Source organism: Rhizobium sp. PvP014 (assembly GCF_017876855.1).
GTDB classification, from domain to species: Bacteria; Pseudomonadota; Alphaproteobacteria; order Rhizobiales; family Rhizobiaceae; genus Neorhizobium; species Neorhizobium soli.
Genome location: NZ_JAGIOT010000002.1, coordinates 1,980,815 through 2,002,786 on the forward strand (window position 1 = coordinate 1,980,815; position 21,972 = coordinate 2,002,786).

At 61.5% G+C, this 21,972-nt stretch carries 24 protein-coding genes; 17 read left to right on the forward strand and 7 right to left on the reverse strand.

The genetic code is table 11. From position 1 onward, the window contains the following. Positions 1–69 precede the first annotated feature (69 nt). Both J3A65_RS14310 and J3A65_RS14315 read left to right on the forward strand, forming a co-directional pair. Complete coding sequence (locus J3A65_RS14310; protein WP_062460872.1) at positions 70–855, forward strand: sulfite exporter TauE/SafE family protein; 786 nt, start codon at positions 70–72, stop codon at positions 853–855. 107 nt (positions 856–962) lie between these two features. After that, complete coding sequence (locus J3A65_RS14315; RefSeq protein ID WP_062460875.1) at positions 963–1,220, forward strand: metalloregulator ArsR/SmtB family transcription factor; 258 nt, start codon at positions 963–965, stop codon at positions 1,218–1,220. Between the two features lie 118 nt (positions 1,221–1,338). Here J3A65_RS14315 and J3A65_RS14320 read toward each other — a convergent pair whose 3' ends face one another. After that, a complete protein-coding gene (locus tag J3A65_RS14320; RefSeq protein WP_082471995.1) occupies positions 1,339–1,515 on the reverse strand; it encodes a DUF465 domain-containing protein in 177 nt (58 codons plus the stop codon). Positions 1,516–1,744: 229 nt separating this feature from the next. Between J3A65_RS14320 and J3A65_RS14325 the strand changes: the two genes are divergently transcribed. The 6 genes from J3A65_RS14325 (at position 1,745) to J3A65_RS14350 (ending at position 5,627) form a co-directional block, all read left to right on the forward strand. Next, positions 1,745–1,948: a YdcH family protein gene (locus J3A65_RS14325; RefSeq protein ID WP_062461867.1), complete on the forward strand. Its 204-nt coding sequence runs from the start codon at positions 1,745–1,747 to the stop codon at positions 1,946–1,948. A 21-nt stretch (positions 1,949–1,969) separates the two neighbouring features. Next, entirely contained in the window at positions 1,970–2,467 is a 498-nt protein-coding gene (gene purE / locus J3A65_RS14330) for a 5-(carboxyamino)imidazole ribonucleotide mutase (protein ID WP_062582383.1), read from the forward strand. A gap of 8 nt (positions 2,468–2,475) precedes the next feature. Beyond that, a complete protein-coding gene (locus tag J3A65_RS14335) occupies positions 2,476–3,549 on the forward strand; it encodes a 5-(carboxyamino)imidazole ribonucleotide synthase (protein ID WP_209901840.1) in 1,074 nt (357 codons plus the stop codon). 144 nt (positions 3,550–3,693) lie between these two features. Beyond that, the gene (gene ykgO, locus J3A65_RS14340) at positions 3,694–3,819 is read left to right on the forward strand and encodes a type B 50S ribosomal protein L36 (protein WP_003497670.1); all 126 of its coding nucleotides are present in this window, start codon (positions 3,694–3,696) and stop codon (positions 3,817–3,819) included. Between the two features lie 107 nt (positions 3,820–3,926). Next, complete coding sequence (locus tag J3A65_RS14345; RefSeq protein WP_209901843.1) at positions 3,927–4,580, forward strand: tetratricopeptide repeat protein; 654 nt, start codon at positions 3,927–3,929, stop codon at positions 4,578–4,580. 9 nt (positions 4,581–4,589) lie between these two features. Then, complete coding sequence (locus J3A65_RS14350) at positions 4,590–5,627, forward strand: alpha/beta hydrolase (protein WP_209901845.1); 1,038 nt, start codon at positions 4,590–4,592, stop codon at positions 5,625–5,627. 62 nt (positions 5,628–5,689) lie between these two features. Here the strand turns inward: J3A65_RS14350 and pyk are convergent, their stop codons facing one another. Both pyk and J3A65_RS14360 read right to left on the reverse strand, forming a co-directional pair. Continuing rightward, positions 5,690–7,129 (reverse strand): pyruvate kinase, encoded by a 1,440-nt coding sequence (gene pyk / locus J3A65_RS14355; protein ID WP_062460890.1) that lies wholly within the window; start codon positions 7,127–7,129, stop codon positions 5,690–5,692. Then, complete coding sequence (locus tag J3A65_RS14360; RefSeq protein WP_082472039.1) at positions 7,129–7,512, reverse strand: DUF1036 domain-containing protein; 384 nt, start codon at positions 7,510–7,512, stop codon at positions 7,129–7,131. Before J3A65_RS14360 ends, pyk begins: the two co-directional genes overlap by 1 nt. A 281-nt stretch (positions 7,513–7,793) precedes the next feature. Between J3A65_RS14360 and J3A65_RS14365 the strand changes: the two genes are divergently transcribed. The 4 genes from J3A65_RS14365 (at position 7,794) to J3A65_RS14380 (ending at position 10,656) form a co-directional block, all read left to right on the forward strand. Then, complete coding sequence (locus tag J3A65_RS14365; RefSeq protein ID WP_209901848.1) at positions 7,794–8,591, forward strand: N-formylglutamate amidohydrolase; 798 nt, start codon at positions 7,794–7,796, stop codon at positions 8,589–8,591. 23 nt (positions 8,592–8,614) lie between these two features. After that, the gene (locus tag J3A65_RS14370) at positions 8,615–8,923 is read left to right on the forward strand and encodes a DUF1244 domain-containing protein (RefSeq protein WP_062460896.1); all 309 of its coding nucleotides are present in this window, start codon (positions 8,615–8,617) and stop codon (positions 8,921–8,923) included. Between the two features lie 97 nt (positions 8,924–9,020). After that, positions 9,021–9,293, forward strand: coding sequence for a DUF2312 domain-containing protein (locus J3A65_RS14375; RefSeq protein WP_062460899.1), 273 nt, complete (start codon positions 9,021–9,023; stop codon positions 9,291–9,293). Between the two features lie 94 nt (positions 9,294–9,387). Further along, positions 9,388–10,656 (forward strand): FAD-dependent oxidoreductase, encoded by a 1,269-nt coding sequence (locus tag J3A65_RS14380; protein WP_209901850.1) that lies wholly within the window; start codon positions 9,388–9,390, stop codon positions 10,654–10,656. On the opposite strand, the gene J3A65_RS14385 is transcribed toward J3A65_RS14380, so the two are convergent. Both J3A65_RS14385 and J3A65_RS14390 read right to left on the reverse strand, forming a co-directional pair. Next, complete coding sequence (locus J3A65_RS14385; protein WP_348635818.1) at positions 10,640–12,583, reverse strand: DUF882 domain-containing protein; 1,944 nt, start codon at positions 12,581–12,583, stop codon at positions 10,640–10,642. The genes J3A65_RS14380 and J3A65_RS14385 overlap by 17 nt on opposite strands. Positions 12,584–12,814: 231 nt before the next feature. Further along, positions 12,815–14,398 carry a sigma-54 dependent transcriptional regulator gene (locus J3A65_RS14390; RefSeq protein WP_113167694.1) on the reverse strand — a complete coding sequence of 528 codons (1,584 nt, stop codon included), beginning with the start codon at positions 14,396–14,398 and terminating at the stop codon, positions 12,815–12,817. A gap of 190 nt (positions 14,399–14,588) precedes the next feature. Here J3A65_RS14390 and J3A65_RS14395 point away from each other — a divergent pair, with 190 nt between their 5' ends. Beyond that, positions 14,589–16,433: a M3 family oligoendopeptidase gene (locus tag J3A65_RS14395; RefSeq protein ID WP_209903530.1), complete on the forward strand. Its 1,845-nt coding sequence runs from the start codon at positions 14,589–14,591 to the stop codon at positions 16,431–16,433. A gap of 36 nt (positions 16,434–16,469) precedes the next feature. Then, a complete protein-coding gene (locus J3A65_RS14400) occupies positions 16,470–17,123 on the forward strand; it encodes an aminotransferase class IV family protein (RefSeq protein WP_209901852.1) in 654 nt (217 codons plus the stop codon). 10 nt (positions 17,124–17,133) lie between these two features. Here J3A65_RS14400 and J3A65_RS14405 read toward each other — a convergent pair whose 3' ends face one another. Then, positions 17,134–17,391 (reverse strand): Atu4866 domain-containing protein, encoded by a 258-nt coding sequence (locus J3A65_RS14405; protein ID WP_245341684.1) that lies wholly within the window; start codon positions 17,389–17,391, stop codon positions 17,134–17,136. 89 nt (positions 17,392–17,480) lie between these two features. Further along, on the reverse strand, positions 17,481–18,200 hold the full coding sequence (locus tag J3A65_RS14410) for an SDR family oxidoreductase (protein ID WP_209901856.1): 720 nt from the start codon (positions 18,198–18,200) through the stop codon (positions 17,481–17,483). Positions 18,201–18,312: 112 nt separating this feature from the next. Here J3A65_RS14410 and J3A65_RS14415 point away from each other — a divergent pair, with 112 nt between their 5' ends. From J3A65_RS14415 to omp10, 3 genes are all read left to right on the forward strand, one after another. Further along, positions 18,313–19,203, forward strand: a complete 891-nt coding sequence (locus tag J3A65_RS14415; RefSeq protein ID WP_209901858.1) for a LysR family transcriptional regulator — start codon at positions 18,313–18,315, stop codon at positions 19,201–19,203. Positions 19,204–19,732: 529 nt separating this feature from the next. Continuing rightward, positions 19,733–21,181, forward strand: coding sequence for a homospermidine synthase (locus J3A65_RS14420; protein ID WP_062460925.1), 1,449 nt, complete (start codon positions 19,733–19,735; stop codon positions 21,179–21,181). Between the two features lie 285 nt (positions 21,182–21,466). After that, positions 21,467–21,829, forward strand: coding sequence for an outer membrane lipoprotein Omp10 (gene omp10 / locus J3A65_RS14425; RefSeq protein ID WP_062460929.1), 363 nt, complete (start codon positions 21,467–21,469; stop codon positions 21,827–21,829). Positions 21,830–21,972 lie beyond the last annotated feature (143 nt).

Consider the following 21,972-nt stretch of genomic DNA (forward strand, 5'->3'; position numbering starts at 1 on the left):
ACCGGAAGGATTGCGCAATCAACCGCTCATCCCATCTGCCCGCCTCAACGGTGCAAGCCTGAAGTGCCCATGCCAGACATATTTTCCTCCGATACGCTCAGCCTCGCCTTCTTTGCAGCAGCGGTGCCCGCCGTGATGCTGGTCGGGCTTTCCAAGGGCGGCATTGGCGGCGCGATCGGCCTGATGGGCATGCCGCTGATGTCGCTTGCCGTCGACCCGGTCAAAGCGGCGGCGATCTTCCTGCCGATCCTGATCCTGATGGATATCGTGGCGCTTTGGTCCTGGCGCCATTTCAACGACAGAAAAACCCTGCTGATGATCCTGCCGGGCGGTGTCATCGGCATCGCGCTCGGCTGGGCGACCTCGGCCTATGTCTCGGACGACGCGTTGCGGATTGTTATTGCCGCGGCAACGATCTTCTTCGCCCTCCGCTACTTCTGGCAGGTCTACGGCCCGGATAAGAACCGTCCGGCCGCCGCACTGCCGCATCGTCCGGCGGCCGCCACGTTCTGGGGCGCGCTGTCGGGCTATGCCAGTTTCGTGGCGCATGCCGGCGGCCCGCCCTTCCAGATCTACGTTCTGCCGATGAAGCTCGATCCTAAGAAATACACCGGGGCCAGCATCCGCTTCTTCGCCATCGTCAACGCCGTCAAGATCATCCCCTATTTCCTTCTCGGCGCATTGGGGGCCGAAAACCTGACGATCTCGGCGACATTGCTGCCGGCAGCCCTGGTCTCGACCATGCTCGGTGCCGCGATCGTCAAGCATCTGAAGTCGGAAGTGTTCTATCCGATGACCTACGCGCTCGCTCTCGTTGCCGGCGTAAAGCTTCTGTGGGACGGCCTGCCGATCTGACCGGTCCATCCGAACATCATAAAAAACCCAATTACAATAAGGCCTTCCGCCAGTCGCGAGACACGAAAACGGTTGATGCTTCGTCAAGTTATGCTTAGCTTCAAACTATGACACTCGATCCGTTTTCAGCCATTGCCGACCCGAACCGGCGCCATCTCCTCGAAGAGCTGAGACGCGCGCCGAAAACCGTGAATGAACTTGCACAAGGACTGCCGATCAGCAGGCCGGCCGTCTCGCAGCATCTGAAAGCACTGCTGGACAGCGATCTCGTGACTGTCACACCAGAGGGAACGCGGCGCATCTATGCCGTGAACGGCAGCGGCTTCACCCGGCTCAACCTGTGGCTCGACCAGTTCTGGACGTGAATTCTGGCCGCGACTGTGACGTTACGACCAGAACTGTTGCTTTTAGTCTTGGAATTTATCGTGCCGCTGTGGGCACCCTCTCACGAATGTACGTGAGGCGCGTGGCGCTTTTGATCGCCTAATGACGGGTGTCGGTCTTTAACCGCTCCACCTCGTCTTTGATGCGCAGCTTGCGGCGCTTGAGCTCTGCGATCTCACGATCGTCGGCGGATGGAGATGCGAGAACGGACTGGAGTTCCTCTTCGAGGTCGCCGTGCTTCTTTTCAAGCGATGCGATATGCGCCTGGACGGTCATGTGGCATGTTCCTTCCTTAGGTACCTGCCTTGGCACTCCTCTGAGCCAAGGCTTCAGGTTTGCAACAGAAGTGTGACACGGTTGGTCCGCTTTGTCGAAGGAGAAATCATGGTCTCTCAGCGGCAAATTCGTGGCGTCGGCTAACTTCCAGTTAACGCGGTTTGATGGTAGGAGCTTGCGGATGAAGCCGGGGTTTGCAAAAAGCCGGCGTAAAGAATGGGGACTGAGCATGCGTGATCAGGAACAGGCGGATAACCGGCTGGTACTCGCGAAACTTCGCCAGGAACACGAAGATTACGACGCCGCGATCAATGCCATGATCAAGGTTGGCTGTGAGGCTCTTCGCATCCAGCGCATGAAGAAGAAGAAGCTGGCCATCAAGGACCGGATGACCCAGATCGAAGACCAGATCATTCCCGACATCATCGCTTGAGTTCACCTTAAAGGGCCTGGAATGTCAGAAAGACCCGCAGTCGCCATCATCATGGGCAGCCAGTCCGACTGGGAGACCATGAAGAACGCCGCCGACACGCTTGATACGCTCGACATCGGTTACGAAGCACGGATCGTCTCGGCACACCGCACGCCGGACCGGATGTACGAATTCGCTAAGAGCGCCCGCGACGAGGGCTTCAAGGTCATCATCGCCGGTGCCGGCGGCGCTGCCCACCTGCCGGGCATGACAGCGGCCCTGACGCCGCTTCCGGTGTTCGGCGTGCCCGTCCAGTCGAAAACGATGAGCGGAACCGACAGCCTCTACTCGATCGTCCAGATGCCGGCCGGAATTCCCGTCGGCACGCTGGCCATCGGCCGTGCCGGCGCGATCAATGCCGCCCTTCTTGCTGCAGCGGTGCTTGCCCTTTCCGACGATGACCTTGCCGACCGGCTCGACGCCTATCGCGCGCACCACACCGCATCGGTCGCCGAATATCCCATCGACGAAGCACCCTGAGAAACATCATGACGATCCGCACCATCGGCATAATCGGCGGCGGCCAGCTCGGCCGCATGCTGGCGATCGCTGCCGCACGCCTGAACTACCGCATCATCATCCTTGAACCGCAGGCGGATTGCCCGGCCGCCCAGGTCGCGAACGAACAGATCACGGCGGCCTACGACGACAGGACGGCGCTGGCCGATCTCGCCAGCCGCTGCGACGTCGTGACCTACGAATTTGAAAACGTACCGGTTGAGGCAGCCGAGTTCCTGCAGCAGTCGGTTCCAGTCTACCCGCCGGCCAAGGCCCTGGAAGTGGCGCAGGACAGGATTGTTGAAAAGCAGTTCCTCAACGGCTGCGGCATCGAGACCGCAAGGTTTCATTCCGTCGACAGCCAGTCCGATCTCGAAGCAGCGCTTGCAGACTTCGGCGGCAAGGGTGTTTTGAAGACCCGCCGCATGGGCTACGACGGCAAGGGCCAGCGCGTGTTCCGCTCCAGCGACGACAAGGCCGATGGCGCCTATGCGGACCTCGGCTCGGTGCCGATGGTTCTTGAAAGCTTCGTGCCCTTCGAGCGCGAAATCTCGATCATCGCCGCGCGCGCCAAGGACGGCACGGTCTCCTGCTACGATCCGGCCGAGAACATCCACCGCAACGGCATCCTTCATACCTCCACCCTGCCCGCGACCATTCCAGACACGACCGCGCAGACCGCGCGCAGTGCCGCCGAAAAGCTCCTCGCTGCCCTCGACTATGTCGGCGTGATCGGCATGGAATTCTTTGTGATGGCCGATGGCACCCTGATTGCCAACGAGATCGCACCGCGCGTGCACAATTCCGGTCATTGGACAGAGGCTGCCTGCGTGGTCTCGCAGTTCGAGCAGCATATCCGCGCGGTGGCCGGCGCAAGCCTCGGCGATCCGCGCCGTCATTCCGATTGCGTGATGACCAACCTGATCGGCGACGACATCCTCGACGTGCCCGGCTGGCTCGCCAGGCCCGACGTGCTGGTCCACCTCTACGGCAAGACAGAATCCCGTCCGGGCCGGAAAATGGGCCATGTCACGGAGCTGAAGGGGCGGAAAACCCGGTCATAAAGTGCGTCACAAGGTTGACACGCATCCAGCCACGGGTTATCTGCACGCCAACCTGAGCGCGCCCCTCGTCGACAGATAGGCGGCACGCTTTCGATTGATAGAGACAAGCGGCTCTTTGAGCCCACAGACTTCTGGACCAGTACAATGAAGATCAAGAACTCGCTCAAGGCGCTGAAGGCTCGTCATCGCGATAACCGTCTGGTTCGCCGCAAGGGCCGCGTTTACATCATCAACAAGCAGAACCCGCGCTTCAAGGCCCGCCAGGGCTGATTTGCGCTGATATCGACGGGTTGTCCGGGCACGCCTGAGACGATCAAATTGTCGGTAGCGTGAAATTTCGGGTTTGACCTTCGGCGCATGCGGATTACTTTATCCGCATGCGCTATTTTCGTTCAAGCTTCGTGATCCTTGCTGTGTGTGTTGCGGTGCCTGCCTTTGCGCAGACCCTGCCCCAGCCCATGCCGCCATCCCAACCGATGCCTCCCGCTCCGTCGCTGGAAAGTCCGGCGCAGGGAGGTACGCAGGCAGCACCGAATGCCGGCCAGCCTCTCAACGCCAGGGTCGACCCACTATTTGCGGCGCTGAAACGTGAGCGCAATCCGGAAAAGGCGCGCGGAATCGCCACGCAGATCGCCATGAACATGGGTGAGTCGGGCAGTCCCACAGTCAATCTTCTGATGGGCTGGGCGGCCACGGCCGCCAAGGAAAAGCGCAACGCCGCCGCCCTCGACTTCCTCGACCGCGTCACTCTCATCGATCCCGCCTATGTCGAAGGCTGGAACCGCCGCGCCACAATGCATTACGCGATGGGCGACCAGCGCAAGGCGATGGCCGATATTGCCGAAGTGCTGAAGCGTGAGCCTCGCCATTTCGGCGCGCTGGCCGGTCTTGCCGGAATCCTCACCGAAGCCGGACGGGACAGCCAGGCGCTGAATGCGTGGGAGCGTTATCTCGACATCTACCCCGCCGATCGCGAGGCGCAGGAGGCTGTGACCAAGCTATCCGAAAAGATCGCCGGCAACCGAACCTGATGGGCCGCCATGGGGATTGTACCTCTTATCTTGTCTCTCATCGCATTCGGCTTCGGCTTCACTGCCTGGAAGGCGAAAGCGATCGAGGCCGACCTGCCGAACGACGGTGAACTTACCGATCTCGGCGATATCCGCATCAACGCCCTTCACGTCGCAGCACCAGCCGAGGGCGACCTTCCCCCGATCGTCTTCATCCACGGCGCCAGCGGCAATCTGAAGGACCAGGAAGCAGCGTTCCGCAGACCGCTAGAAGGGCGCGCCGAAATGCTGTTCGTCGACCGTCCCGGTCACGGTTATTCCGAGCGTGGCGGAGAAGAGAACGGTTTCCCGGATGGCCAGGCCGACACGATTGCGCGCCTGATGGATCGTTACGGCATCGACAAGGCCATCATCGTCGGTCACTCCTTCGGGGGCGCGATCGCCACATCCTTCGCGCTTTACCACCCGGAAAAGACAGCGGGGCTGCTACTGCTTGCGCCCGCCACCCATCCCTGGCCGGGCGGCGTCGACTGGTACTACAATCTCGCAGCCCGCCCCTATCTCGGACGTCTGTTCACCCGCTTCCTCGCTCTTCCCGCCGGGCTAGTGCTGATGGAGAAGGCAACCCATGCCGTCTTCCATCCCAACCCCCGTCCAGACCGCTACCTCGACGGCGGCGCCACCGCACTGGTGTTGCGGCCCGAGAACTTCCGCAACAACGCGATCGACGTCGCCAATCTCAACGACTACGTCACCAGGGTCGCACCGCGCTACAGCGAGATCACCGCACCGACGCTGATCATCAACGGCGACAGCGACAAGATCGTCTCGATGGATATCCATGCGAAGGCGCTGACGGCCGCCGTCGCCGGTGCCGAACTGGTCGTCATCCGCGGCCTCGGCCACAAGCCGGATTACCTCGCGACCGATCTCGCCATAGCCGGGATCGAAAAGCTCGCAGGCCACCACCGCGACCTGCAGTCCGTTGCCCGCAGGGTCGAGGCGCGACTGGCGCAGGTGGTCGACGAGCCCATGCCGGACATGGATTTCTCGATCGAAAAGACCTGAAACGACAAAGACCGCCGGATCACTCCGACGGCCTTTCATATTTCACACTGTTGAAAGCGGGTTTACACCCCACTCTGCCCATCTGCGCCGATATAGGCGATGCGCAGCATGTTGGTGGCGCCCGGTGTGCCCAGTGGCACGCCGGCCGAGATGATGATCCGGTCGCCCGGCTTGCCGAAGCCTTCGGAGGCGACGATGCGGCAGGCGTTGTTGACCATGTCGTCGAGGTCAGTCGCGTCATGGGTGACGACGCAGTGCATGCCCCAGCCGATCGACAGCCGACGCGCGGTCTTGACGCTTGGCGACAGTGCCAGGATCGGAACGTTCGGACGCTCGCGCGAAGCGCGAAGGCCTGTTGTGCCCGACGATGTGTAGGTGACGATCACGGCAAGCCGCAGCGTCTCGGCGATCTGTCGAGCAGCAAGCGAGATCGCATCGGCACCGGTTGCTTCCGGTGTGGCACGCTGCGCGTAGATGATGCTCGGATAAAGCGGATCGTCTTCCACCTTGCGGGCAATCGACGCCATCATCGAAACGGCTTCGACCGGATACTGACCGGACGCCGATTCGGCCGACAGCATGATCGCATCGGCACCTTCGAACACGGCAATCGAGACGTCGGAAACTTCGGCGCGGGTCGGAACCGGCGCGCTGATCATCGATTCCAGCATCTGGGTCGCGACCACGACCGGCTTGCCGGCGCGGCGACATGCGCGTGTCAGCTGCTTCTGGATGCCGGGGACCGCCTCGATCGGCATTTCGACGCCAAGATCGCCACGGGCCACCATGACGGCGTCGGAGAGATCGATGATCTCGTCGATCCGCTCGAGTGCCTGCGGCTTTTCGATCTTAGACATGATGCCGACGCGGCCGCGGGCAATCTTGCGAACTTCGGCGAGATCTTCCGGGCGCTGAACGAAGGACAAAGCGACCCAGTCGACATCGTCGGTCTCAAGCACGGCATCGAGATCGGCTCGATCCTTGTCGGTGAGCACGCCAACGGCGAGCAGCGTATCGGGAAGGCTAACACCCTTGCGGTCGGAAATGCCGGTGCCGGCAACGACAGTGCAGGTGATCGACGTGCCGTCAACCTTTTCGGCCCGCAGCGCCAGCTTGCCGTCATCGATCAGCAGGCGATCGCCGACCTTCACCGATTCGAGAATTTCGGGATGCGGCAGGAAGACTCGGTTCTCGTCGCCGGGAGCCTCATTATTGTCGAGTGTAAACGTCTGGCCTGGGACCAGCGTCACCTTGGTATCGGCAAACTTGCCGACGCGCAGTTTCGGACCCTGGAGGTCGGCGAGGATGCCGATCGGGCGACCGGACTTCTTTTCGACAGAGCGAATACGCTCGATCAGCGTCCGCATCATCTCATGGCTCGAATGGCTCATGTTGATGCGGAAAAGATCCGCGCCTGCCTCGTGCAGCTTGGCAATCATCTCCTCGTCGGAGGATGCCGGGCCGAGTGTGGCAAGGATCTTAACTTTGCGGTATCGCCTCATCAATTCTGGCCTTCCTGGGATCCGGACGTGTCTGAAAGCTGGACCATCCAGCTGCCCTGACGGCCCGTGTCATATTCCTTGAAACCCATGCGCTGGAAGCCACGGGTGAAGCAGTCGTCGACGCCGACGACCTTGAACTCGTTCTCGGCGACGCACATGTTGACGCCGCCGGTCCAGCGGCCGCCGCGGGCCGCGTCCTCGGCATAGAGATAATAATAGCGGGACTGCAGCTCGCCTTCGATCAGCGTCGCGCAGGTTGATGCGGGTACCTGCCACCAGCCTTCGGTGTTCCAGCCATCCTTGGCACGGTAGCCGATCGCCACGCCGACGAGGTTCTGGGTTCCGTTGCAGACGCGGAAATCCGCAAGTGCCGGAGACGCCATCAACAGCGGCGCACTGACGCAGAGCGCGGATGCCACGGCAGGCACAGAAAACAGGGCGGAAAGATATGTTCTAAGGGATTTTTTCGACACGGTTTCCGTCAGGACTCCATGGTTATTCGTGATGCACTTTCTCGCGCGGCAGGGTTTGAAAGTCAACGCAATCTAATCGATTATATTCTGAACGCCCGCCGGGGGCCGCTTGCCTTGTCCGCGGCGACCATGGCAGGAAACGGCCGAGATATCACCGGGACAGGCTGCGCAAAACAATGGTACAAGCCCCGATGGACACAGACGACTTCCAACCGTTCGAAATCATAGACGGCGATTATGACGGCGGGATGGTTCTTCTCGCCGACCACGCAATGAACCGCCTGCCCGCCCGCTACGGCGATCTTGGCCTGCCAGAAGACGCATTCCGGCGCCACATCGCCTTCGATATCGGCATCGAGGGATTGACCCGCCGGTTGGCCGACATTCTGAACGTGCCGGCCGTGCTCGGTTGCTTTTCCCGCCTGCTGATCGATCCGAACCGCGGCGAAGATGATCCGACGCTGATCATGAAGATCTCCGACGGCGCCATCGTTTCCGGCAACCACCCGATCACCCAGGAAGAATGGGATTTCAGGCTTACCAACTACCACCGGCCCTATCACCGCGCCGTCGAACAGACGATTTCAAGGGCCAGCGCGTCCGGCCGGGCACCGCTTGTTCTGTCGCTGCATTCCTTCACGCCGTTCTGGCGCGAAACGCCGCGGCCCTGGCATGCGGGCGTACTGTGGGATACCGACGATCGGGTCGTGGTGCCGCTGATCGAGCAGCTTCGCCTTCCCGGCGATATCGTCGTCGGCGACAACGAACCCTATGACGGCGCACTCAGGGGCGACACCATGTACCGGCACTGCATGATCCCGGGCATTCCGCACACCCTGCTCGAAGTGCGCCAGGACCTGATCGGCGACGAGCAAGGCATCGAGGACTGGGCACAAAGACTGGCGCCGATCTTCACGACGCTCAATGCAGACCCCACATTGCACGAGTACAAAATCTTTCCGTCGCGCACCGGCCCCTACCCCGCGTGAGCGTTCAGACAAAGGAGGTCACGATGACCGAACTTTCCAAGGAACAGCAGACCGAGCTCGAGGCTGCAGCCTTCCGTCGCCTCGTGTCACATCTGCGCGAGCGGACCGACGTCCAGAACATCGATCTGATGAACATGGCCGGCTTCTGCCGAAACTGCCTGTCCAACTGGTACAAGGACGCAGCCGACGAGGCAGGTCTTGCTCTCACGAAGGATGCATCCCGCGAGATCGTCTATGGCATGCCCTACGAGGACTGGAAAAATCTGCACCAGGCGGAATCGACAGGCGCTCAAAAAGCCGCATTCGAGGGCAACAAGCCGACCCATGGCTGACGCCCACGGACAAGGCTCGCGTATTTGGGCCTTGACCTTGCCGCCGCTTTTCGGCAGGTGACAGCCAATCAACACAGATCAAGATCAGGAGGCCCCGATGTCTGATGCTCATGGCGTCGCCCGCGACCAGCTCCGCGCATTTATCGAGCGCATCGAGCGACTGGAAGAAGAGAAGAAGACCATCGCCGACGACATCAAGGATGTCTACGGCGAGGCAAAGGGCATGGGCTACGATACCAAGATCATGAAAAAGGTCATCGCCCTTCGCAAGAAGGACGACCAGGAGCGGATGGAAGAGGACCTGATCCTCGACACCTATCTGGCCGCCCTCGGCATGATCGAAAGCCCGGCCGAACAGGACGCAGCCTAAACAATTTCGAAGACGACAAGGAACCCGCCGGCAACGGCGGGTTTTTTCATGGGCGCAAGCATCGCATCTTCCTCAGAGACGCTCGGTATCGGTCATGGATTATGATGTCATCGTCGTCGGCGCCGGCTTTACGGGTCTGACTGCTGCAACGCAGCTGATGAAAGCGGGCGTGAACGTTGTTCTGCTCGAAGCCCAGGAGCGCGTCGGCGGCCGCGTCGAGGCGCAGGTTTTTGAGGATGGCACGGCCGTCGATGCAGGCGGCCAGTTCTTTTGCAGCGACATGCCGGAAGTGGTCTCATTGGCAAGAGAGTTCGGCAGGACCTTTGTGAAGACCTATGCCGAGGGCGACACCACATACCTTCCCGAAGTCCCCCGCGGGCGGGCAGAAGCGATCTGGAACGGCGTCGATGCACTGCGCGAGACGATGATCGCAAGCGATCTTTCCGATCCGGCGCTGAGAAAGCTGACGGCTTACGACTGGGCGCAGAGACAGCCGGTCGAGGACGATATACGGCAGGGGTTTCTGCGCATGGTGACCGGCCTCTGGTGCCGCGCGCCGGAGGAGATTGCCTTCACCTATCTCGCGGCAAACGACAGACGCATCACCAACACCACGTCCGAGCTCGAGCTGTTTCTCGCCGGAACGATGCATGCGCTGGCCGACGATCTGGCGGCAACACTCGGAGATCGGCTCAGGCTTGGTACGCCTGTCAATGAGGTTGCCATTTCCGGTGGCGGCGTCACGGTGATGACCGGCACGGGAAAAATGACGGCAGCGCAGGTTGTGCTCGCAGTGCCGCCCATCATGGCGCGCCGCCTGTCCTACGCCCCAGCACTCCCGCCGCATCTGACAAGAGCACTGGATGCGTGGATCCCCGGCATGGTCATCAAGCTCAACATCCGCTTTGAGCGACCCTTCTGGCGAGACCGGGATCTTAGCGGCATGACCATGTGGAATGATCCGCAAGGCCTGTTTGCCTGCGACGCCAGTCGCGACGGTTACGCCGGACTGATCGTCTTCGTTAGCGGACCTTTGGCGGCGGCGTGGCACGACAAGCCCGCCCGTGAGCTTGAAACGTTCGTAATTGAGAAACTGGCGGAGGCGCTGGGCGACGAGGCCAGACACAGTCTGGACATTCGCATGCGTGACTGGGTCGACGACCGCTGGAGCGACGGCGCCTATAGTGACGTGATCACCAGTCTCGACGCCAACGACGCGGAAGCGACCCTGACAACCGGCATGCCGCCGGTACATTTCGCATCGTCGGAACTGTCGCCGTCTTTCCCGGGCTATGTCGAGGGGGCAATCGTCGCCGGCAAACAGGTGGCGGCCAAAGTCCTGAAACTCAGTCCTGGCCGCTGAACCGGTTGGGATCGATGGCGACGGCAGCACTCACAGGCTTGAAGCCGCTGCTTGTGTAACCGGCCGAATAATCACGATCGAGCGTCCGGCTGACCACGCGAGGCGCCTTCATCGAAACCGGGTTCTGACCTTCGGCGCGATTGTTGTTCACCGCCCATTTCGCCACCATGTCACCGGTCAAGCCGTTCTTGCCAGCTTTGGCCTGCCCCTGTGCAGTCGCAGGCTTGCCGGAGCGGCCGCTCTTGGCGGTGCCGTAGCTCGGCATGGTACCCAGCGACGCCGTTGCAGGACGCGGCGCGTCAAACCCGTCGCCGAACTGCATCTGCTTGGCGGACGGCTGGATCACCTTGGGCGAAAGAGCCGCCATCTGGCGCTGCGCAGGCGCGGCCATCGGCACCGGTGCCGACACGGCGACGGCCTGGGCTGGCGCTCTTGCTGGCGCCGCCTGCGGTGCCGGAACAACCGGCGCTTCGACGCTTCGCGACAGCGCTGCCACCAGTTCCGGCGTAAGGCTCTGCTGATCGCTCTGCGGGCGCGATGCAACGAGCGGCGCTGCTGGAGCACCCGGGCGGTGGATCGGAACTGGCACGGAGCCAAGGTTTTCGAATGGCGCCGGCTCTATGGAGGCAGTCAAGACGCTGGTTTCCGCATCACCCTTCAGCCCGCGAGGACCAAGGAGGGTCGGAACCGGAATGGCGTAACCGGACAGATCGGCGAAATTTTCAGCCCGCTGCACATCGGCTGCAGCAGCCGTCTGCATGGCAAGCGCGTCCTGCGCCGCATTGCGGGTCGGCTGATAGAGCGCCGTGGCAAGCCCACCCGGACCCGCGGTGCTGGAATCGGAACGGAAGGCCGGCCGTGACAGCGGCACAGGCGCTGCAATCGCCGGCTCGACCGGCTCAGCAGCAGCAACGAGTGTCGGTGCAGTCGGCGTCGGGGCAGTCGGCGTCGGCGCAACCCGTGCAGTCGCGACCGGTGCCTCTTCGCCATCGTCGGCAGCCGGAGCGGAACGCGGTGCTCCACGGCTGGCGACCATTGGTGCCTTCATGTCTTCGTTGTCTTCGACCTCGTCGGCACCACCGCCGCCAAACAGTGCGGCAAGGAACCCGCGACGCTTGGGTGCTTCGCCGCGGATCGAGCCGCCGGCTGTGCTGGCGATCGCAATTGAATCAGAACCAACGCGCTTCTTGTAATCGGCGAGAGCGACCTCGTAGCCCGGCAACGGATTGCCGTCAGCCGGAAGATGCAGCGTGTTGCCCTTCGGGAAGATCTGAACCAGTTCCTTGCGGGTCATGCGCGGCCAGGCACGAACGCCGCCAACATCGAGATGCACGAAAGGGGAACCGGAAGTCGGGTAGAAGCCGACGCCGCCCACCTGCATCTGCATGGCGAGCGCCCGGAGGGTCGAGAGCTTCACGCCCGGAATGTAAAAGTCCATCGCCTTGCCGAGCATGTGCTGGCTGTTCTTCGCGACGCCCGTCTTGCGCGAGCGACCGCGCAGCATGCCGTTTGTGGTCGGCGAACGGAAAGCGGAGACGATGTGGATGGAATCGGTGGCGCCGGAGCGCTGGTAGACTTCCCAAACCAGGTCGAACAGGCGCGGATCCATCTTCGTCGGCTGGTTCTGGCGCCAGTCGCGGAGGAACTGGTTGAGCTGTGCCAGACCGCGCGGATCGAATCGTCCATTGCGCTTGTAGGTGATGGTGGCCTTCTCGCCGGTGTGGACGAAATAGAGCTTCAGGCTGCGGGTATCGCCAGCGGCCTCTGCCTCGTGCACCGAAGCTGGAAAAATCGTAAATGCGATTGCAGCAAGGGTCGACGCCACGACGAAACGCTTGGCGATCCGCTTGAAGATCGACGATCTGATCCCTGCAAGACGACCAGATCCGGCGCCAACGCGCGCCGCACGGTCATCGTCAGAGCGCACACCCGAAGGCGTTTTCTGAACTTTGAAATACGGCAAAGCGTTCCCCGTCCTGTCGACAACTACCCTCGTCGTCTCATCTGACTGCTAAATGCGGTGACAGCATGGCAAATGTGTCACACAAGCACAAGCACCTCTCGTATAGTCAATGAATTGCTAATGAGAGATTGACAAGGTTAGGGGAAGAGGCTTGCGCGAAGATTATCGTCATAAAAATCCCGATTTCGCGCGGATTCAGGCCGCTTCCTTCAGCGGATCGTCGGGATCGATGCCATAATCCTTGAGTTTTCTGTAGAGAGTCGAGCGTCCGATGCCGAGTTTGCGCGCCACCTGGCTCATCTGTCCGCGATAAAATTTCAGTGCAAAACGGATCAGCTCTTCTTCCACGTCGGCCAGTTTACGCACTTCGCCGGTGTCGTCCGTGCTGACGATGACGTTGTCGGAAGCCGGATAGGCGGCCGCCAGCAGCGCGCGCGGATCGGGCCGCATTGGCTGGGTATGCATGGCGGACCGTACCGGGATCGGGAAGCCACCATCGACAACGGCCTCGTGCCGCAGACGCGGACGCGGATCCATCTCGAGCGATGAAGGCTGCACGGCAGCGCCGGTCGCGGCCAATTCTTCGCTGCGGAATTCCGGCAGCTGAGCTGCAATCTGAGGGAAATCTTCGTCCGTCAGCTTGTCGCCCTGGGTCAGAACCACGGCGCGGAAGATCGCGTTTTCCAGCTGGCGGATATTGCCCGGCCAGTCGTAGGCGGTCAGAAGTGCCATCGCGCTGGCGCTGATCCCGACACTGCGTTCGAGCTTCTGTTCCACCGAAAAGCGCTCGGCGAAAACCCGGACCAGATGCGGAATGTCTTCCTTGCGGCGACGCAGCGCCGGGATGGTGATGGGGAAGACGTTGAGACGGTAATAGAGGTCCTCGCGGAACCGCCCTGCCCGGACTTCCTCGATCAGGTCCTTGTTGGTCGCCGAAATCAGCCGCACGTTGACCTTCTGGACCTTGCCGGCCCCAACCGTCTCGATTTCACCCTGCTGCACGGCGCGCAGAAGCTTCACCTGAACTTCAAGTGGAAGATCACCGATCTCGTCCAGGAACAGCGTGCCGCCGTCAGCCTCGACGAACTTGCCCGTGTGCCGCTCGGAGGCGCCGGTAAACGCGCCCTTCTCGTGACCGAACAGGATGCTCTCGACAAGATTGTGCGGGATGGCACCGCAATTGACGGTGATGAATGGCTTTCCTGCGCGGTCGCTGGCGGACTGGATGGCGCGGGCCACCATTTCCTTGCCAACGCCCGATTCGCCTTCGAGCACCACCGGAATGTTGGAATGCGCGGCGCGCTGGGCCAGATCGATGACGCGCAGCATGTCCGGGCTTGCCGAAACGATATCGTTGAAACCGACGATGCCGGCGCGGCGGCGACCGGTGCGCGACTTGGTTTCCTTCTGGCCAACCTTGAGGGCATTGCCGATCGACGCGCCGATCCGTTCCGGCGAAACCGGCTTGACGACGAAATCGAAGGCACCGGCGCGCATGGCTTCCACCACCGTTTCGATGCCGCCCTGGCCGGTCTGCACGATGACGGGCGTATCGATGCCCATGCTGCGGATGGTTGAAAGAAAGCTCAGCCCGTCCATTTCCGGCATCATCAGGTCAAGCACGATGACATTGACCGGTCCGCTGAGGTTCTGGAGAAAGTCGAGAGCAACGAGGCCGTTCTCGGCGAGATGGGCGACATGTCCGAACCGTTCGACGGCATTCTTCAAGAGGCGGCGCTGGATCGGATCGTCATCTACGACTAGGACATGGGCAATCATGCTCGGCTCCTGCAACGTTCATCGTGCACCCTTGATGGGCTCTTATGCTGCAAGTTGTGTCAGAGAGGCTTGAACATCCCCTTTTGAGAAAAGCTTGCATTTTAACGTCCGAGGGGGAAAACAGTCGGTTCTGGCACAGGATCGCCGTCGACAGGAGAAAACCGTGAGAAATTTCCGTTACTGGCACACCATGACCGCCTCTCCTGCTTTTTCCGGCGCGTCGCCCGCTGCTTCGCCCGCCGACCCCGCGCTCGGTCTCCTGCCAGTCTGGAAATTGTCCGATCTCTACGCTGCCAAGGATGCCCCAGAATTTGTGGCCGATCTGGAAAAGGCGCGCACGCTGTCGCTCGCTTTCGAGGAAAAGTGGAAGGGCAAGCTTGCAGACGCTGCCGCAAAAACCGGTGCCGGCGGACTTGGCGAGGCCTTGTCGGAATATGACGCGCTCGACGACCTCCTCGGCAAGATCGGCTCGTTCGCCGGCCTCACCTATTTTTCAGACACTTCCAACCCCGCAAACGGCAAGTTCTACGGCGACATTCAGACAAAGCTGACGGATCTCTCCTCGCATCTCCTGTTTTTCGCGCTGGAACTGAACCGGATCGACGATGCGGTCATCAATGCGGCGATGGACCGCGATCCCGCAACCGGCCATTTCCGCCCCTGGCTGGTGGACTTGAGAATGGACAAGCCCTTCCAGCTGGACGACAAGCTCGAGCAGCTCTTTCTCGAAAAGTCGATGACGTCGGCCGCAGCCTTCAACCGCCTGTTCGACGAAACCATGTCGGAGCTGCGCTTCGAGGTGGACGGCGAAAAACAACCGCTCGAAATCACGCTCAACATGCTGGTAGAGCCCGAGCCGGAAACCCGCGCCAAGGCGGCCGTAGCACTGTCGAAAACCTTTGGCGAAAACCTGCGCGTCTTCACGTTGATCACCAACACGCTCGCCAAGGACAAGGAAATTTCCGACCGCTGGCGCGGCTTTGAGGATATCGCCGACAGCCGTCACCTGGCGAACCGTGTCGAACGCGAGGTCGTCGACGCGCTTTCAGAAGCTGTCACGCAAGCCTATCCGCGCCTGTCGCACCGCTATTACGCGATGAAAGCGAAATGGCTCGGCGTCGACCAGCTGAACTACTGGGACCGCAACGCGCCGCTGCCGGAAACGCCGAAGGGCCTCATTTCCTGGCCGGAAGCAAAGGACACCGTATTATCCGCCTACGGCGCCTTCTCGCCCGAGATGGCCGCCATCGCCGGCCGCTTCTTCGACGAGGAATGGATCGACGCGCCGGCACGGCCCGGCAAGGCACCGGGCGCGTTCGCGCATCCGGTCGTGCCGTCTGCGCACCCTTACGTTCTCGTCAACTATATGGGTAAGCCGCGCGACGTGATGACGCTTGCCCATGAGCTTGGCCACGGCGTGCATCAGGTTCTCGCCGGCGGCCAGGGCGCGCTGATGTGCCAGACACCGCTGACGCTTGCCGAAACCGCCTCCGTGTTCGGCGAGATGCTGACGTTCCGGGCACTCTTGGAAAAGACCAGGGACAAGCGCGAACGCAAGGCGATGCTCGCCCAGAAGGTGGAGGATATGATAAATACGGTCGTCCGCCAGATCGCCTTCTACCAGTTCGAGCGCAAGATCCACACGGCCCGCAAGCAGGGCGAACTGACGTCGGAGCAGATCGGCGAACTGTGGCTGTCCGTCCAGAACGAGAGCCTCGGCCCGGCAATCCGGATCTCGGAAGGCTACGAGACGTGGTGGACCTATATCCCCCACTTCATCCATTCGCCCTTCTACGTCTATGCCTATGCCTTCGGCGACTGCCTGGTGAACTCGCTCTACGCGGTCTACCAGAACGCCGCACCCGGCTTCCAGGACAAGTATTTCGACCTTCTGAAGGCAGGCGGCACCAAGCATCATTCGGAATTGCTCAAGCCATTCGGCCTAGATGCCACCGATCCGTCCTTCTGGTCGAAGGGCCTGTCGATGATCGAAGGTCTGATCGACGAGTTGGAAGCTTTGGACAAGGCTGTCTGATCAACGGACGGTCAAACGCAGGTCGGAGGGGTTGCGATGTCTGTGAAGGCCAAGGGTCGCGGTGCAAAACCGGTGGATCTTTCGCTGATCGAAACCATGCGCTGGGAGCCGGGTTCCGGTTTTACCCGGATCGACCAGCATTTGCGTCGGCTGAACCGTTCGGCCGATGCCCTGGGCTTTCGCCCGGCCCCGCCAGACCTGATGAAACAGCTCCAGGCCTCGGTCGAAGGAGAGACGCCGCTTCGCGTGCGGCTGGAAATGACGTTCCGCGGCAAGGTCGAGATCGTCGCCACGCCGTTCGCGCCCGTTGCCAAGGATGCGATCTGGCGGATCGGGATCGCGCAGACGCGCCTGCCCTCGGATGATCCGATGTATCGCCACAAGACATCGCGCCGCGAAGTCTATGACGCCGCCCGCGCCGAATTCTCTGAAGACGTGGACGAGGTGATCCTGCTCAACGAACGCGCAGAGGTCTGCGAAGGCACGCGCACCAATCTCTTCGTGGAGCAGGCCTACGGCACGCTGACGACACCGCCGATCTCATCCGGTCTGCTTGCGGGGATCCTGCGCGGCGATCTGATCCGCGAGGGCCGCGCCAAGTCTGGCCTTGTGAAACAGACCGACCTTGCCGGGAAACGCCTCTTCGTCGGCAATTCCCTGCGCGGCCTGATCCGGGCCGAACTGGTCTGAAGCGAAGCCCCTACTGTTCCCGGTAAAGCACCATGCCCGCATGATGCAGCACGCCGTCGATGAAGTCGCCATCGGCGGTGAACCCGGTATCGTCCCAATACTCGATGTGATCGCCGGTGACGAGATACCGGCCCTGATACGCGCTTTTGCGAGAGCCGCGTGCTTCATCATAGCGGTTATCTTGCTGCAGCTCGTGGCGGATATGTCCGTCTGCCGTTACCCACATTCCGACGTAGGGATGACTCGCGGGTTGGATCTTGTTGTCCATGATGTCCTCTGCACGGGAGGGAAGCGCCGCGCCGAAAGACGCGGCGGCAACGAGGAGGAGATGGCGGCGGTTCATGGCAGCCGTACCCTTCACTGCGCCCGCGTCGGGCGAACGACAATCTCATTCACATCGACATCGTCGGGCTGCTCGATCGCGAAGCGCACGGCGCGACCGATCGCATCCGGCTTCAGGGCAATGGCGCGGTAGGTCTTCATGGCCTCGGCAGCCACGGCATCGGTGATGGTATCGGCAAGCTCGCTTTCCACCACACCCGGATGGATGCAGGTGACGCGCAGGTTGTCATGCTCCTGCCGCAAGCCGTCGGAAATCGCCCGCACCGCATATTTGGTGGCGCAATAGACTGCAGCCGTGGGTGAAACACTGAGAGCGCCGACCGATGCGATATTGATGATCTGGCCTGAGCCCTGCGCCGTCATCTGCGGCAGTACGGCGGCGATGCCGTAGAGCACGCCCTTGATATTCACGTCGATCATCCGGTCCCACTCGTCGACCTTGAGCGAAGACATCAGCGATAGCGGCATGACGCCCGCATTGTTGACGATCACGTCGACCCGGCCGAATTCCGCCACCGCCGCCTGCGCAAATGCCGCCACATCGGCGCGATCGGTGACGTCAAGCCTGCGTGTCGCGACCTTGGCGCCCAAGTCCCGGAGTTCCCGGGCGAGCTCCTCCAGCCGGTCGGTGCGGCGGGCGCCCAGCATCAGTGCCGCCCCGGCTTTTGCCAGTTCGCGGGCGATACCTGCACCGATCCCGCTCGATGCGCCGGTGATGAGAACAACCTTGTCCATGTGATTAGCTCCTTTGCTCTCCGCTTGCCTGCGGATTGCAAGGACCCTATTCCTCCTCCATTGTCGCGATAAGCCGCCCAGTTGTTTCCACAGTGGCAAGGAATTCTAACCAATGCTGACTGATTACAATGCGCTCGCGGTCTTCACGCTGGTTGCAGAAGAAAAAAGCTTTCGTGCCGCCGCCGACCGCCTCGGCGTCACCCGCTCGGCCGTCAGCCAGACGATCCGCCGGTTGGAAGAGACGCTCGGCATCGCGCTCGTTGCACGCACCACCCGCAGCGTTGCCCTGACGGAGGCGGGCGAGCGGCTCTATTCCGAGGTTGCGCCAGCGCTGTCGGAGATGCGCAGCGCCACCGAGGCGGCAGCAAACCTGCACGGACGTCCGCGCGGCCGCCTGAACCTTGCGGTCTCCTCGATTGCCGAGAGCTTTCTATCCGGCCCCGTGCTCGCGTCCTTCTCCGAGGAACATCCGGAGGTGACATTGCATATCACTGTGACCGACGAAGAATTCGATATCGTTGCGGAGGGCTATGATGCGGGCGTGAGGCTCGGCGAAGTCATCGCGCAGGACATGATCGCCGTGCCGGTTTCCGGAAACCAGCGCCAGATCGCCGTCGCCTCGCCGGGCTACCTCAAAGGCTACGGCACCCCGGCTCACCCACGCGAACTTGGCGTTCACCGTTGCATCGGCTGGCGGGCCTCCCTCCATCAGGCGCCCTATCGCTGGGAGTTTTCGCAAGACGGCAAGGAATTCTCGGTCGCCGTTTCTGACACGATCACCACGACCGACATGGCGCTGATGGTTCGCCTGGCCATTGCCGGTGCGGGCATCAGCTTCGGCATGGAAGAGAGCTTCCGCCCGGCGATCGCCACGGGCGAGCTGGTGCCGGTGCTCGAAGAATTCAGCCCGTGGTTTCCGGGCTTCTATCTCTACTATCCGAGCAGGCGGAACATGGCACCAAAACTGCGCGCTCTGGTGGATCACCTGCAAAGGACCAGATGAGTGATGTCAGGCAGGCGACCGGGCGACAGCCACCGCCATGGTGCACCCAAGCGCCAGCACCAGCCAGAACACGACCCACAATCCCCACGCCGGAAAAGCACGTGCCATCGACGCATTGCCGCGCCGGATCCTGCTAAGCTTCGACGGCACCACGATCGCCCCGATGCCCCCGCGCCCTGACCTATTCGGCGACAAACGCAAACCGAATTTCAACATGACATTCCCCTGGTCGTTCCCAGCAGATTTTAGGGTGCGCGAAAACGGATCCAAGGGACAGGTGCTAGATTTAGCATTATCCACGCAAAACGGACCAACCGAGCGGAAACCACATTTTGGGCGGCCGGCGCGCCGGTCGGGCGAAAACAACCTCGGGACCGTTATTCCACCGTACGCCTCAAACGCGACCCCTTTATTGTGACGAAATTTTGTGATCTAGGCCGGGCATCAGATGCATGTCACACGGGTCCGTTACGCCTGCAAAACGCAGGCTGCGGCGGTGGAAGAGCAGTCGACCCATAGGGAGAATACGATGAAAGACGAGACCTATCCGGTATATGGCGAAATCACCGGTCCGATCGTGATGATCGGTTTCGGATCGATCGGCCGCGGCACGCTGCCGTTGATCGAACGCCATTTCAAGTTCGACAAGAGCCGGATGGTGGTTATCGACCCGCGCGAAGAGCCCTCCGACATGGAGATCCTCAAGAAGCACGGCATCCGTCACATCAAAGACCATGTCACCAAGGAAAACTACAAGGAGCTGCTGAAGCCGCTTCTGACCGAAGGCGAAGGCCAGGGCTTCTGCGTCAACCTGTCGGTCGACACGGGCTCGCTCGACCTGATGAAGATGTGCCGCAAGCTCGACGTTCTCTATATCGACACCGTCGTCGAACCCTGGCTCGGCTTCTATTTCGACAAGAGCATGAAGAACTCCGAGCGCACCAACTATGCGCTGCGCGAGACCGTGCGCCATGAGAAGAAGAAGAACCCGGGCGGCACCACGGCCGTTTCCACCTGCGGCGCAAACCCGGGCATGGTTTCCTGGTTCGTCAAGCAGGCGCTGGTCAACCTTGCCAACGACACCGGCCTCAAATTCGACGAGCCGGACCAGCACGACCGCGAAGGCTGGGCCAAGCTGATGAAGAAGCTGGGCGTCAAGGGCGTTCACATTGCCGAGCGCGACACCCAGCGCACCAAGAACCCCAAGCCGCTCAACGTGTTCTGGAACACGTGGTCTGTCGAAGGCTTCATCTCGGAAGGTCTGCAGCCGGCCGAACTCGGTTGGGGCACCCACGAAAACTGGATGCCGAAGAACGCCAAGAAGCACAAGAAGGGCTGCCAGGCCGCAATCTACCTCGAACAGCCGGGCGCCAACACCCGCGTTCGCACCTGGTGCCCGACGCCGGGTCCGCAATACGGTTTCCTCGTCACCCACAACGAGTCGATCTCGATCGCCGACTATTTCACCGTCGAAAAGGACGGCGAAGTCGTCTACCGTCCGACCTGCCACTATGCCTATCACCCGGCCAATGACGCGGTTCTGTCGCTGCACGAAATGTTCGGCAATGGCGGCACTCAGCAGCCCGTCCTGCACGTGCTCGACGAGCATGAACTGGAAGACGGTGTCGATGAACTCGGTGTGCTGCTCTACGGTCACGAGAAGAATGCCTACTGGTTCGGCTCGCGCCTGTCGCTGGAAGAAACCCGCCGCATCGCGCCTTACCAGAACGCAACCGGTCTGCAGGTAACTTCGGCGGTTCTCGCCGGCATGGTCTGGGCGCTCGAAAACCCGAAGGCCGGCATCGTCGAAGCCGACGAGGTGGATTACAAGCGCTGCCTCGAAGTGCAGATGCCGTATCTCGGCCCGGTCGAAGGCCACTACACCGACTGGACCCCGCTCGAAGGTCGCCCGGGTCTGTTCCCGGAAGACATCGACGAAAAGGACGCCTGGCAGTTCAAGAACATCCTGGTTCGCTAGGAATCAATGAGGGGGCTCGCGTCAGCCGCGGGCCCCACGCCCTCTCCCGCTTGCGCGGCGCGGAACCCCGCCTCGATCGCGCCTTGCGGCGGCAACTTGCGGCCTCTTCCAGGCCATGACGGGAAGAACCGGCTGGAGCGTATAAAAGCCACACCCGCGCCCGTTCTTCACAAAGCGAAAACTCCTGCCTGTCCCCAGTCTTCCCAATCCGCAGTCTTGCTTTACATAGGCTCCAGAAGGCATGGTTGCAGACCACAAGCCGGACCGAATCGCGGGAGACAGATCATGAACTTCAAAACGGGCCTCGTGCTCATTGCGGCAGCCAGCCTCACGGCCTGCGTCTCTTCTCCGCCGCCACGCATGGTATCAGCACCAGTGCAGCCGCAGGGCGTCGAGGGTGCATGGGTCGATCCGAACGGTATCGTCTCCACCTTCCAGGCGGGCACGTTCAACACCCGTGCAAGCGACAGCAACGCGCTTCTCGCCTCCGGCACCTATAACAAGCTCTCGCCGACGCTGGTCGAGATCAACATGACCTCGCTGGTGCGCAAGACGCAGTCGCGCGTCAACTGCTCGTTGGTCACGCAGAGCCAGCTGAACTGCACGCAGGATAGCGGCGCGCAGTTTTCGCTCGCCCGCCGCAGCTGATCGCCCAGCTTCACAGTCATTCCAGAGTTAGGGAGGGCCTCGCTTGATGCGGGGCCTTTCGCGTTGTGCGCGAGGGCGAATAGCTCCGGCCTTGTCACATTTACCTTGAAACCAGTTTTGCTTGGTGAAAACATGCGCTGCAC